Source organism: Negativicoccus succinicivorans (assembly GCF_018372215.1).
GTDB lineage: Bacteria > Bacillota > Negativicutes > Veillonellales > Negativicoccaceae > Negativicoccus.
Genome location: NZ_JAHAJN010000007.1, coordinates 20,005 through 32,452 on the forward strand (window position 1 = coordinate 20,005; position 12,448 = coordinate 32,452).

General features: G+C 55.7%; 12 protein-coding genes. 11 read left to right on the forward strand and 1 reads right to left on the reverse strand.

Annotated features, from left to right (window positions below):
- Positions 1-16: 16 nt before the first annotated feature.
- Positions 17-322 carry an acetyl-CoA carboxylase biotin carboxyl carrier protein subunit domain protein gene (locus KIB08_RS04735; protein WP_303990261.1) on the forward strand — a complete coding sequence of 102 codons (306 nt, stop codon included), beginning with the start codon at positions 17-19 and terminating at the stop codon, positions 320-322.
- A 7-nt stretch (positions 323-329) separates the two neighbouring features.
- Entirely contained in the window at positions 330-2,267 is a 1,938-nt protein-coding gene (locus tag KIB08_RS04740; protein ID WP_303990263.1) for a SpoIVB peptidase S55 domain-containing protein, read from the forward strand.
- Between the two features lie 44 nt (positions 2,268-2,311).
- Here the strand turns inward: KIB08_RS04740 and KIB08_RS04745 are convergent, their stop codons facing one another.
- The gene (locus tag KIB08_RS04745; protein WP_303990266.1) at positions 2,312-3,727 is read right to left on the reverse strand and encodes an aldehyde dehydrogenase family protein; all 1,416 of its coding nucleotides are present in this window, start codon (positions 3,725-3,727) and stop codon (positions 2,312-2,314) included.
- Between the two features lie 144 nt (positions 3,728-3,871).
- Between KIB08_RS04745 and ypfJ the strand changes: the two genes are divergently transcribed.
- The 9 genes from ypfJ to KIB08_RS04790 all read left to right on the forward strand — a co-directional run bounded on the left by ypfJ (position 3,872) and on the right by KIB08_RS04790 (position 12,398).
- A complete protein-coding gene (ypfJ, locus tag KIB08_RS04750; RefSeq protein ID WP_438362037.1) occupies positions 3,872-4,711 on the forward strand; it encodes a KPN_02809 family neutral zinc metallopeptidase in 840 nt (279 codons plus the stop codon).
- Positions 4,712-4,803: 92 nt separating this feature from the next.
- On the forward strand, positions 4,804-5,880 hold the full coding sequence (gene cobT, locus KIB08_RS04755) for a nicotinate-nucleotide--dimethylbenzimidazole phosphoribosyltransferase (RefSeq protein WP_303990272.1): 1,077 nt from the start codon (positions 4,804-4,806) through the stop codon (positions 5,878-5,880).
- Positions 5,861-6,907: a nicotinate-nucleotide--dimethylbenzimidazole phosphoribosyltransferase gene (locus tag KIB08_RS04760; protein ID WP_303990274.1), complete on the forward strand. Its 1,047-nt coding sequence runs from the start codon at positions 5,861-5,863 to the stop codon at positions 6,905-6,907. Before cobT ends, KIB08_RS04760 begins: the two co-directional genes overlap by 20 nt.
- Positions 6,904-7,131, forward strand: a complete 228-nt coding sequence (locus KIB08_RS04765; protein ID WP_303990277.1) for a hypothetical protein — start codon at positions 6,904-6,906, stop codon at positions 7,129-7,131. Before KIB08_RS04760 ends, KIB08_RS04765 begins: the two co-directional genes overlap by 4 nt.
- A gap of 326 nt (positions 7,132-7,457) precedes the next feature.
- Positions 7,458-8,360, forward strand: coding sequence for a methylenetetrahydrofolate reductase [NAD(P)H] (metF, locus tag KIB08_RS04770; protein WP_303990279.1), 903 nt, complete (start codon positions 7,458-7,460; stop codon positions 8,358-8,360).
- Positions 8,341-8,931, forward strand: coding sequence for a hypothetical protein (locus tag KIB08_RS04775; RefSeq protein WP_303990282.1), 591 nt, complete (start codon positions 8,341-8,343; stop codon positions 8,929-8,931). Before metF ends, KIB08_RS04775 begins: the two co-directional genes overlap by 20 nt.
- Positions 8,918-11,350 carry a homocysteine S-methyltransferase family protein gene (locus KIB08_RS04780; RefSeq protein ID WP_303990284.1) on the forward strand — a complete coding sequence of 811 codons (2,433 nt, stop codon included), beginning with the start codon at positions 8,918-8,920 and terminating at the stop codon, positions 11,348-11,350. The genes KIB08_RS04775 and KIB08_RS04780 overlap by 14 nt, the downstream gene beginning before the upstream one ends.
- 11 nt (positions 11,351-11,361) lie before the next feature.
- Positions 11,362-11,625, forward strand: coding sequence for a nicotinate-nucleotide--dimethylbenzimidazole phosphoribosyltransferase (locus KIB08_RS04785; RefSeq protein ID WP_303990424.1), 264 nt, complete (start codon positions 11,362-11,364; stop codon positions 11,623-11,625).
- A complete protein-coding gene (locus KIB08_RS04790) occupies positions 11,625-12,398 on the forward strand; it encodes a LarC family nickel insertion protein (RefSeq protein WP_303990287.1) in 774 nt (257 codons plus the stop codon). The genes KIB08_RS04785 and KIB08_RS04790 overlap by 1 nt, the downstream gene beginning before the upstream one ends.
- The last annotated feature ends 50 nt before the right edge of the window (positions 12,399-12,448 follow it).

Consider the following 12,448-nt stretch of genomic DNA (forward strand, 5'->3'; position numbering starts at 1 on the left):
GTGTGAGGTGATACCTATGAAAAAAAGCAAAAAACGCATGCGCGCGTCATTATTGTTAGCTGCCGCTTTGGCTGTTTTGGGTGTGGTCGGCGTCATGGCGCAGGCCGTGGTTCATACAACCGTATTAACGGGTAAAGTAACCGATGTCGTGCCGGTGGGTACGGAGGTTAAAGAAGGCACGCCGCTTGTCTCCGTTGAATCGTTGGCCGGTTCGATGCCGGCAGCGCGGGCTACGGTGGACGGCAAAGTGACAAAAGTGGAAACGCAAGTCGGTGCAACGATTAATAAAGGCGATGAAGTCGCGATCGTGGAAACCAAATAGGAGCGATATGAACGTATTCAAAAAGCGTCGGCGATCGGTATGGTTGCTGACGCTTCTCTTTACATTAGTAACTTACTTCGCCAATGCGGTCGACATCATGCCGCCGTCGGATGTGCGGGAAGGCATGCGCGGCGTGGCCAAGACGGTGGTGCAGGGCGACACGATTGAAGAATTTGACGTCGATGTGCTCGGCGTACTCCAACAGCGCGGCCCTTCCGGCGATTTGATTTTGGTCAAAGTCAGCGGACCGGTGATTGAAAAAACCGGCGGCATCGCGCAGGGGATGAGCGGCAGTCCCGTGTATATTGACGGTAAACTTGTCGGCGCGATCGGGTACGGCTGGGGCTTTGCGGACGGCACGGTGGGCATGGTGACGCCGATTGGCGACATGCTGAAACTGTGGGCGTTGCCGGATAAAGCGGCGCATGACGAAGCGCCGTCGGTAGAGCCGCCGCTGATTCCGATGGGCACGCCGTTGATGGCGGCGGGATTTACGCCCGAGTCGTTGCAATATCTGACGCAAAAGTTGGCGCCGTTCGGATTGCAGCCGCAAGCGACAGCCGGCGCGGGTAACTATGACGCCGCGCCGCATGCGTTGCAACCGGGCAGCGCGGTCGCGGTGACGCTCGTCACCGGGGATTTGAAATTGGGCGCGATCGGTACGGTCACGTACGTCGATGAAAATCGTATTGTGGCGTTCGGGCATCCGTTTTTAAAGCGCGGCGAATTGGATTATTTCATGCACAATTCGTACATTTTCACGGTGGTGCCGTCAGTGAATTCCGCATTTAAGATCGGCTCCATCGGCAGCGAGATCGGTAAAATTTACCAGGATCGCGGCGCGGGGATTGCCGGCATCGAAGGCCGCGCGCCGAAAGCCGTGGCGATGCAGGTCAACGTGACGGATCGCGATACGCAAACGGATCGCGTGGCGAATGTGCGCATGGTTGAGGATCACGATTTAACGCCGATTTTGGCGGCGACGACTGCGTACGATCTTGTCAAAAAAACGATTGATCGCGGCGGTCGCGGCACGGTCAAACTCAGCTATGAATTTTTGCCGCAGGATACGTCGCTACCGACATTTAAACGCGATAATATGTACTACTCGGCCAAGAGTGTCAGCGAACGCTCTGTCGATGAACTGTACAACGTGCTGGAAGCGCTGGCGAAAAATCCGTTCCAAAAATATGCGTTGCGCGGCATCAATTTGTCCCTTTCGTTGACGGAAGATAAAGAAGTCGCGGAAATCATTGACGCGAAAGCGCGGCCGGCCGTTGTAAGTCCGGGTGACGTTATCTATGTCAATGTCAAATTGCGTCCGTACCGAGGCGAAGTCTTTTCCAAAGCGCTCGCCTTTACGGTGCCTGCCGACCGGCCGCTCGGACCGATGACGCTGGAAGTGCGCGGCGGCGGTGTCGTGCCGTTGCCGTACCTGATCCAAAAACAGCAACTCAATTTGACGGATGAAATTATTGATCGATTGCGAACGTATAAAGATTTCCGTGATTTTCTGAACAAGCTGCAAAAGGAAGACAAAAATAACGAGCTGATCGTGGAAATTTTGGAAGACAATGTCAGCATGGTGCCGGACGAAGAGTCCGCGGGACATCACGCTCAGTTGCAGGAGCCGGCGAAAGAAACGCTGCCGGATTACTTGCATAAAGGTAAAAAGACCGATGCGGATACGTTGGCGGGCGGAGATGACGACGAGAAAGCCAAAACGCGCGTCACGATGCCGTACATTATTAAAGGCGACGGCCAATTCGAATTTGAAGTGGTAGCGCCCAACGATCGTCGCCGTCGCGATGCGGTGAAAGAAATCATGGCGCAGTTGCGGGAAAAAGTGTCGGCGAACGATGCCGAAGCAGGCAGCGATCAGGAAAATAAAAAGGCGAAAAAAGATCCGCAAGCTGCCAAGCGCCCGGCGAAAGATAAAAAATGAAATAAAAAAGAACCGCAGCTGCGGTTCTTTTTTATTGTCGTAAATTACGCGTCATGATCAAAGAGGACTTTACTCTGGGTAAATTCCAAGATACCCTCAATGCCTCCTTCGCGGCCGATGCCGCTCATTTTGTAACCGCCGAAAGGCGCGGTCACATCGCGCGCGCTGTCGTTGATATACACATTGCCCGATTTAATGCGGCGCGCGAACGCGACGGCCTCATCAAACGGTCCGTGCACCGCGGCGTTCAGGCCGTAAATCGTATCGTTGGCGATATGCAGCGCATCCGGTATGTCCTTGTACGTAATGACGCACAGCACGGGGCCGAAGATTTCTTCCTGCGCGATTTGCATATCGTTGGTAACATCAGTGAAAATCACAGGTTGGACGTAGTAGCCGCCGATCGGTTCGGTGGGCACACTGCCGGTGAGCATGCGCGCGCCTTCGGCAAGACCCGTTTCAATGTATTTTTTCACTTTGGTGAATTGTTTTTTACTGGCCAACGGTCCGATCTTCGTGCCTTCTTCCCGCGGATCGCCGACCGGATATTCTTGCAGAATTTCCACTAAACGCGTTTCGATGGCTTCTTTCTGATCTTCCGGAATCAACAAGCGGGACAGCGCCGAGCACGTTTGGCCGCAATTCAAGAGGAGCGAGTTGAAACAGGCTCGGATCGCCTGATCGATATCGGCGCCCGGCAGAATCACGCAGGGCGATTTGCCGCCGAGCTCCAAGTGGATTTTTTTCACCGAATCCAAACCGTGCTTACCGACTTCAATACCGCCGGTAGTGGAACCGGTGAAGGAAACCATGTCGACCAGCGGATGCGAGGCCAAAACGTTGCCGACATCGCCGCCGCGACCCGTGACGAGATTTAAAACGCCTTTAGGCAATCCCGCCTGATGGAACGCGTCCACCAAGTAGTATACGGAAAGCGGCGTGTGCTGACTCGGTTTCAAAACAACGGTATTACCCATCAAAATGGCCGGCATGATTTTCTGCACGACCTGACCGAGCGGATAGTTCCACGGCGTAATGGCCGCGACTACACCGACCGGCTCACGATACAATGTCGAATGCTCCAACTCTTCCCGAAATTCGATTTCTTGCGCCAGACGCATGAAGGTACGCATGCGTTCCACCTGGAAATCGAAATGAACCTTTTCGGCCATTTGGCTCGGCGCGCCGAGCTCCTTGATTTCAATATCGACGATTTCCGCTTTGCGGGTCAGCAGCTGCGCCAACATTTTTTCGCAAATCGTCAGCCGCGCGGCGAGCGGCGATTCCTGCCAACGCCAGGTGGCATCGGCGGCGGCTCGACAGGCCGCGTCGACTTCAGCGTCGGTGGCGACGGGAACGGCGGCGAACCGATACATGCTCGCGGGATTTTCTACCTTGATTCGTTCCGTGCTTTGGGGCGTGACCCATTCCCCGTTGATATATAAACGTTCGAAATTCATGGGAGACTCCTTTCGTAACAATGGATTCCTTTGTTTCATTGTACTTGCATCTAAAACAGGAAACAAGGTGCGGCGGCGAAAATTTGTCATCAAGATATGTTAAAATAAAAATAAAACAGACGTAATACAGAGGAGGTTTCGGCAATGCAATGGCGGGGCAGACGGATGAGCAGTAACACGGGGCGCGGTGGCGGACTGGCGAAAATCGGCGGGTTGGGTTTAATTATTTTCGCTTTGATCTATTCGTTTTTTGGCGGCGACGTCTCCGACGTAATTAACATGGCGGGAGCCGGTCAGACGCAACAGGTGGAACAGCAGGCGAGCGATCCGGCGCGCCGCGACATGGAAGATATGTTGAGCGTCGTCTTGGCGGACACGGAAGACGTTTGGCACCAAAAATTCGCGGAAGTCGGAGAAAGATACGAAGAACCGAAATTGATGTTTTTTGAAGACCGGATACGGTCCGGTTGCGGCGTGGCGGGAAAGTCGACCGGTCCGTTTTATTGCCCGGTCGATAAAACCATTTATATGGATGTGACATTTGCCGACGATTTACAACGAAAATTCGGCGGTCATGGTGGTGACTTCGCGATGGCCTACGTATTGGCGCACGAAGTCGGCCACCATGTGCAAAACCAGTCGGGCCTTCTGATGCATGTTCATAAGTTGCAGCAACAAATGAGTGAGGCGGACGCGAAAAGATACTCGGTCGCGCTGGAGCTTCACGCGGATTATTTAGCCGGAGTATTCGCGTACTATGTACAGCAAAAAGGCTACCTTGAAGCGGGCGATATCGAAGAGGCGATCAATGCCGCCAAGACGGTCGGTGATGACCATTTGCAGAAGATCACGCAAGGGCAGATCCGTCCGGAGGAATTTACGCACGGCACCAGTGAGCAGCGCGCGGCGTGGTTTCGGCGCGGCATGCAGTACCATGATTTCAGCCACGGCGATACGTTTGGCGCTTTGGGTCTACAAATTTAAACATAAAGAAGCGGAATTTCCGCTTTTTTATTGCGCAAAATAGCAGCCAAAACGGCCGTGTTATAATAAAGCATTATAATGGGAGGGACCATATGAGTCTGTGGGAAAAAACGGTGGCGCAGATTGAAGTGCCGTCGCCGAGCATTGCGGAAGCGGCTGCGTCGCGCGCCGATGATTTGGTGCTCGGTAACGGAAACTTGGGGAAGCTGCGTGACATCGTCGTGCAATATGCGGCGGTAGTGGGTGAAGTTATGCCGACGCCGCCCAAGAAAATGATGATTTTAGCCGCGGCAGATCACGGCGTGGCGCGTCATCAATTGTCCGCGTATCCGGTGGAAACGACGGTGGAGATGACGAAAAACTATCTGATCAGTAAAGGTGCCGGAGCCAACGCGCTGGCGCATTACGCCGGTGCGGACATGACGGTGGTTGACGCGGGTATCAATGCGGACATGAGCGGAGTTCCCGGACTTCTGGACAGAAAAATCGCCTACGGCACGCAGGATTTCAGTGAAGGTCCGGCGATGACGAGAGAACAGGCGATTCAAGCGATCGAAGTGGGGATCGAAGTGGCCGGTGATGTCATCGCGCGCGGTTACCGATTGCTTTCCGTCGGGGAAATGGGGATTTCCAATACGACATCGGCGGCGGCGATCATCGGCGCGTTCGGCGACTGGGATGCGTTGCAGGTGACGGGACGAGGCACGAATATTTCTGATGAACGTTTGGCGCGAAAACAGAAAATCGTCGCGAAAGCATTGGCGGTGAACCGTCCGGATAAAACGGACGGCATCGATGTGTTGGCGAAAGTCGGCGGTTTTGAATTCGGTGTGATTTCAGGCGTTATTTTAGCGGCGGCCGCGCATCATGCGCTGGTCATCATCGACGGCTTCAATACGACCGCCTGCGCGCATATCGCCAAAGCGATCGCTCCTGCCAGTTGTCACTATGTGATGGCGTCGCATTTGTCGGCGGAAAAGGCGCATTGCATGGCGCTTGAGGCCTTGCAGATGGAAGCCTACGTTGATTTAGGGCTGCGGCTCGGAGAAGCGTCCGGCGCGTCGGTGCAGATGCGCATGCTTGAACATGCGCTGGCGATTTACAATGATTGCCTGACGAAACAAGAAATGATGCAGGGAGGTAACGCCGATGTTGGAAGCATGGAATGATCAAATCGCGCCGCTCGACACCTCGGTGATGGAGCAATGCCGCGAGTACGTCGACAACCTTACCAAACCGTTGGGCTCATTGGCGCAGCTCGAAGAAACGGCGATTCGAATCGCCGGCATTACCTGCCGTAAAAAACCGGCTCGCCTGCAAAAAGCCATTGTCATTGCCGCCGCGGATACGGCGATCGACAGTCCGGACAATCAGGATCACGGAAAAAAGAGCCTGGCGGAACTGATGCTGGTTGCCGGCGGCGCGGCACCCGTTTCGGCGTTGGCGCGCGAACTGCAGGCACCGGTATACGTGGCGGATGTCGGTTTGGAGCAGGATACCGAACATGTCGCCGGCGTGATGCTGCATAAAATGCAAAACGGCAGTCAGTCATTGCAAAAAGGGGACGCTCTGACGCAAGAAGCGTGCGCGGAAGCGATTGCCTTCGGCGTCGCGCTGGCAGGTGAATTGGCCCACAGCGGCGTCGAAGCATTGGCGCTCGGTGACATCGGCGCTCGCGGCGCGCTTGCGGCGCTTGCCGTGACGACGGCTTTTTTAGGACCGGAACTCTCCGAAGCGATACAAGCGCAGGGCTTTACCGCGCAAAGCGAGGCGTGGACGCTGGCGCAAACGGAACCGGAAACGGTACTCGCGCGCTATGGAAACGCGTCGATTGCGATGCTGACGGGATTGATTTTAGGCGCGGCCGCGCGCCATATGGCGATCGTATTTGACAACAGCGTCACCGGCGCGGCGGCCGTGGCGGCAGCCGCGATCGCGCCGCGGGTAAAAGACTACGTATTCGCATCGGCGGCGTATCCTGATCCCTTGCACCAATTGCAATTGCAAAAATTAGGTTTACCGGCAGCGTTGCATTACGATTTCACGTTGGCGCAAGGACTCGGATCGACATTGGGATTGTCCCTGCTTGACGCATCACTTGACATGTTGAATGAGATGCGGACGTTTGGTACGGCCGGTGTTACTGTAGCGGAAGACGGCCCGGGCAAGGGACGACAGAGAGAAGAGGTGCGGTGACGGTTCATGACGTCACCTGTTGCGGGATCGTCGGGCGTGATGTCGCGGTGACGGCGACGCTGCCCGTTTCTCCCGCTACCGCGGCGGAATCCGTCGACACGGGAGTGATCGGCTATCGACAGCCGGTGCCGTGGACACAGGAGCGTCCTTACGTATTCGGTGATACCGCTCGTGCACGCGGTACGATTGGTGAGAAGCACGTGATCATTTTCCAAAGCGTTTGACAATCGGTCGACGGATTTGGTATCATGCTTGTAATTTACATATGTGAAAAGCGATGAAGAGAAGAGTACGCAACGCAGACGACCGACAGAGAGCCCGAGTCGGTGAAAACGGGCGATCATAACCGTTGCGGAAGATGGACTCGGAGCTGCCGGCTGAGCTGCAAGGCAAGGTCGTGCCGGGTGTGCCCGTCACTGCACTGGTGTATCGCTCTTTGAGCCGTACATGAATGAGGTCTGCAGCGCAGATGAAGTAGGGTGGTACCACGAGTGTCCTCGTCCCTGAGCAATCAGGGAGAGGGCTTTTTTTATAGGGAAAGAAGATCCGTATGAAAATCAAAGACAAGTATGAAAAAGAAGGGCCGTTATATTCGTTTGAGGTGTTCCCGCCGAAACGGGAAGGCGATTTGGACAATATGGTGGCGACATTGCATGAGTTGACCCAATGGCATCCCGACTATATGTCGGTGACGTATGGTGCGGCGGGGGCGGCACGCGGTATGTTGACGTTGAAATTGGCGGAGTATATCCGCAAGGAGCTGGACATCGAGCCGTTGATGCATTTGACTTGCGTGGGATATTCGCAAGCGGAATTGGCGGAGATTTTGGCGCGGATCGAAGCGGCGGGAATTGAAAATACGCTGTTGCTTCGCGGCGATCACAGAGAAGACGGCGAAACGCCCGCGGACGGATTCCGTTATGCCAATGAGTTGGTGGCTTACGTGCGCTCCAAGCACGCATTTTGTATCGGTGCGGCGACGTATCCGGAAGGCCATACGGAGGCTCGCAGCCTGACAGCGGATTTGATCCGCTTGCGAGATAAGGTGAATGCGGGGGCGGACTTTTTGGTGACGCAGCTGTTTTTTGACAATGACGCGTTTTTCCGCTTTTTGGAAACGGCCCGCAGTATCGACATCAATGTGCCGATTTCAGCCGGCATCATGCCCTGTCTGAATAAGACGCAGATTGTGCGAATGACCGCGTTGTCGGGGGCGAGTTTGCCGCCGAAGTTTCGCCGGATGCTCGACCGCTACGAGCATGCGCCGGAGGCGATGTATGATGCGGGCATTGCGTATGCGTGCGAGCAGATTATTGATTTATTGTCATCGGGAGTGGACGGTATTCACCTGTATGTGATGAATCGGCCGGAAGTGGCACAGGCGATCACAAGGGGGATCGGCCGCACCTTGCAAACGGTCAAGGAGGAACATCGTGGAACGAACGCCGGCTGATTTTTTTGATGAAGACGACGTCCTGCGTTTTTTGCGACACAAACGGCGGCGGATCAGTGAGGCCGATCGCCGTTGGCTCGATCGGGCGCGGGAGATTGTCGATGCGGCCGCCGTATATCGGGAAACGCATCAGCGACGCCCGTGGCGGAGTACGGATACCGGTGGCTGCTGGGGAGATACCGTGTTGCCGTATCGTTCGCTCGGACGGCTCTTTGCCGATTGCGACGAGGTCATCGTTTGCGGCTGTACCATCGGGCAGGACGTGTATCGTACCATTCGTGAATGGATGGCGACCGATCCTGCACTGGGGGTTGTCGTCGACGCGACGGCATCGGTACTGGTCGATGCCTATGCGGCGTACTTGCAGCACACGTTCGGTGCAATGACGATGCGTTTCAGTCCCGGCTACGGTGATGTACCGCTGGCGCTCAATCAGGAATTGGCAACATGCCTGCAACTGTCGAAGCGAATCGGTGTGCATGTGACGGACGGTCATCTGATGGTGCCGGAAAAATCGATTATTTTTCTTACCGGCTGCACACGAAAGGAGGAACCCCATGATACCATTTAGTACATTTCTTGCCGGGCAGACCGTACTCATTGACGGAGCGATGGGTACGGAAGTCCAACGGCGGCGACCGGATCTGCGGATTGCGCCCGATATGTGCGTACTGCATGAACCTGCACTTATCGAGTCGATACACTATGATTATCTCGTGAGCGGCGTGGACGTGCTGACGACAAACACGTTCGGTGCCAACGGCTACAAATGTGCGGATACGGATACGACACCGAGCGCCTTGATTCATGCCGCCGTCGGATGTGCGCGGCGGGCACGGGAACGCTATATCGCCGATTACGGCACACGACCGATTTACGTGGCCTTGGATATCGGGCCGATCGGCGCGTTGCTTGCACCGGCGGGGGATATGTCTCCCGAGCGGGCGTATGATTTGTATCGGGAACAAGTCGAAGCGGGGGTGGCGGTCGGTGTCGATCTGATCATCATCGAAACGCAAACCGATTTGGCGGAACTCAAATATGCTGTTCTTGCGGCCCGCGAACACAGCGATCTTCCCGTCTTGGCATCGATGAGTTTTGAACATACGGGACGGACCTTTACGGGGACCGATGTCGTCAGTATGGCGACAACACTGGAAGGACTCGGCGTGACGGCCGTCGGGATCAACTGCTCCTTCGGGGCGGCGGAGACACGACCGCTGGTGGACGCTTTGTTGGCGGCAACGAAACTGCCGTTGATCGTGCAGCCGAACGGCGGGATTCCCGATGCCGACGGTCATAGTCGACTCGATGTACAGGCGCATCTTGATCATATGCGCTATTTCCTGTCGCGCGGCGTGGAGATCATCGGCGGCTGCTGCGGTACCGATCCCGCACTGATGGCACGCTTGCATGCGTTGCGCGGGGAAGTGCACGGCACGAGACCGTCCGTCACTCCCGTAACACGGGTGTCCTCTTATGCGGAAACCGTCGTTTTGGGACAAGGCCCGCTGATGATCGGAGAACGAATCAATCCTACGGGCAAACGGGAGTTGCAGGAAGAACTGCGTCGCGGCGTACTTGATCGTGTCGTTCGGGAAGCTGTTGTCCAACGTCGGGAAGGCGCGGCGCTTCTTGACATCAATATCGGTACCTCGGGTGTCGATGAACCGACACTCTTGCCGCGGGCGGTACGTGCCGTACAAGCGGTGACGGGTACGCCGCTCGTGATTGACACGGCCTCACCGACCGCGTTGGCGGCGGCAGCACGAGCGGTGGCGGGCAAACCGCTGCTCAACTCGGTCAATGCGGGGGAGGACAGTCTGGCACAAGTATTGCCGATCGCTCGCCGCTACGGGGCCTGCGTACTGGGACTGACGCTGGATGAAAACGGGATTCCCGATACGGCAAAAGGACGACTCGCACTGGCGGAAAAAATCGTTACTCGAGCATTGGAATGGGGTATCCCGCGAGAAAATATTCTCATTGACTGTCTGACATTGACACTCGGCACCGGTGCGGAAAATGCACGGATTACCGCCGAGGCCGTTGCTCTCGTGAAACGGGAACTCGGTGTGGCGACCGCACTCGGCGTGAGCAATATTTCCTTCGGCATGCCGGAACGGTCGATCATTAATCGGACATTTTTACAGATGGCACTGGCCCACGGACTGGACGCCCCGATTGCCAATCCCGGCGATCGGGGTATGACGGATGCATTGGCCGCCTACCGTGTGCTGGCGGGATACGATGACGGGGCGCGGGAATGGATCGCCCGGGCTCGTAAAGTACAAGACGAGGCCGAGGCACCGTCGCCCGTCTCGACGATTTTGGCGGCGATTGTCGACGGACTGGAAGCGGAAACGCTGCGACTGACAAAAGAACTGCTCGCCCGTAAAGCGCCGCTTGACGTGGTCAATGAGGATCTTATCGGCGCATTGAACGAGGTGGGACGACGTTTTGAAACGCAGGAACTGTTTTTGCCACAACTGATCCGGGCCTCGCAAACCGCACAAGTTGCGTTTGCCGAAGTCAAACGGGTACTGGAGGCCAAGGGAGAAACGGCCGCCGATCGCGGCACGATTATTCTTGCGACGGTACGGCACGATGTGCATGATATCGGCAAAAATATTGTCAAAGTCGTACTGGAAAACTACGGCTATCGAATCATCGACCTCGGCAAAGACGTGCCGCCCCAAGCGATCCTCGATGCCTGTCGCACCTATCATGCACGACTAGTCGGCTTGAGTGCGCTGATGACGACGACGGTTGCCTCCATGCAGGAAACCATCGCCTTGCTCAAACGGGAGATTCCCGACGTGCAAGTGGTGGTCGGCGGTGCCGTACTCAATGAACGCTACGCGGCCGACATTGGTGCGGACCGGTATGCGGCACACCCCGCGGCCATGGCCGATATTGCGGCGGCGTTTTTCGGCACCCGGGAAGATCCGATGCGGCAGGCGGTATCGCGGGAAGACAGGCGGCAGTAGCGGCAGCCGCGATCGCGCCGCGGGTAAAAGACTACGTATTCACCTCGGCGGCATATCCCGATCCTCTGCACCAATTACAATTACAAAAATTGGGATTGCAGGGTGCGTTACATTATGATTTCACGTTGGCGCAAGGACTTGGCTTGACGTTGGGGTTGTCCCTGCTTGATGCATCACTTGATATGTTGAATGAAATGCGGACGTTTGGTGCCGTCGGTGTGACGGTGGCCGAAGACGGTCCGGGTAAAGGAAGGCAGCGAAAGGAAGTGCTCTGATGGAGCAAGCATTGTACTTGGATCCCGTGAGTGGGATCAGCGGCAATATGTTTGTTGGGACGTTGCTTGATTTGGGAGTGCCACGGATTTGGCTGACCAATGAGTTACAAAAACTCGGCCTTGACGACTACGAGTTGATTTTTGAAAAGGTCAACAAGAGAGGCATCACGGCGACGTATTTTAACGTTGACGTAAAGGAAACAACCACGCATCGTCATTTACCGGATATTTTAACCATTTTGGCGCGTGCCGATTGGTCGGGGAGCGCGAAACAACGCGCGGCATCCATTTTCTGGTCACTGGCACTGGCGGAAAGCAGAGCCCATGGGATTGCGCCAGAGGACGTGCATTTTCATGAAGTCGGCGCGGTCGATTGCATTATCGATTGCGCGTTGATTGCGCTCGGTTTGGAATATTTGGACATCGATATTGTATTAACCGGGCCGGTGGCCACCGGTTCGGGTACGATTCGCGCGGCGCACGGCGAACTTTCGATTCCAGCACCCGCAACGCGATTTTTGTTGCAGGGGTTTCCGACGATCACCGGAACGCCCGACTATGAACTCACTACACCGACCGGTGCGGCGGCGCTTGCGACATTTGCCATTCCGGTAGAAAAACGTCCGTCTGAATTGGTGATTGATCGTGTCGGCTACGGCGCAGGGACGTATGATTTCGTTGCGTCCAATACATTGGGAGGCTACTACGGCCAGTTGTTGCCTGTGCAGCGCTGGCAGGTGCCGGCGCCCTACATTTTCGGCCAAAATCCTTGAAATTTTGTGACATAGCAGTGTTCTGCTATGTCACTTTTTTGTTAAACGAT

Bases quoted from the DNA above. Each gene is read 5' to 3' on its own strand.
- KIB08_RS04735 (WP_303990261.1), top strand. From the start codon at position 17: ATGAAAAAAAGCAAAAAACGCATGCGCGCGTCATTATTGTTAGCTGCC.
- ypfJ (WP_438362037.1), top strand. From the start codon at position 3,872: ATGCAATGGCGGGGCAGACGGATGAGCAGTAACACGGGGCGCGGTGGC.
- KIB08_RS04745 (WP_303990266.1), bottom strand. From the start codon at position 3,727: ATGAATTTCGAACGTTTATATATCAACGGGGAATGGGTCACGCCCCAA.
- KIB08_RS04740 (WP_303990263.1), top strand. From the start codon at position 330: ATGAACGTATTCAAAAAGCGTCGGCGATCGGTATGGTTGCTGACGCTT.
- KIB08_RS04760 (WP_303990274.1), top strand. From the start codon at position 5,861: ATGTTGGAAGCATGGAATGATCAAATCGCGCCGCTCGACACCTCGGTG.
- metF (WP_303990279.1), top strand. From the start codon at position 7,458: ATGAAAATCAAAGACAAGTATGAAAAAGAAGGGCCGTTATATTCGTTT.
- cobT (WP_303990272.1), top strand. From the start codon at position 4,804: ATGAGTCTGTGGGAAAAAACGGTGGCGCAGATTGAAGTGCCGTCGCCG.
- KIB08_RS04790 (WP_303990287.1), top strand. From the start codon at position 11,625: ATGGAGCAAGCATTGTACTTGGATCCCGTGAGTGGGATCAGCGGCAAT.
- KIB08_RS04780 (WP_303990284.1), top strand. From the start codon at position 8,918: ATGATACCATTTAGTACATTTCTTGCCGGGCAGACCGTACTCATTGAC.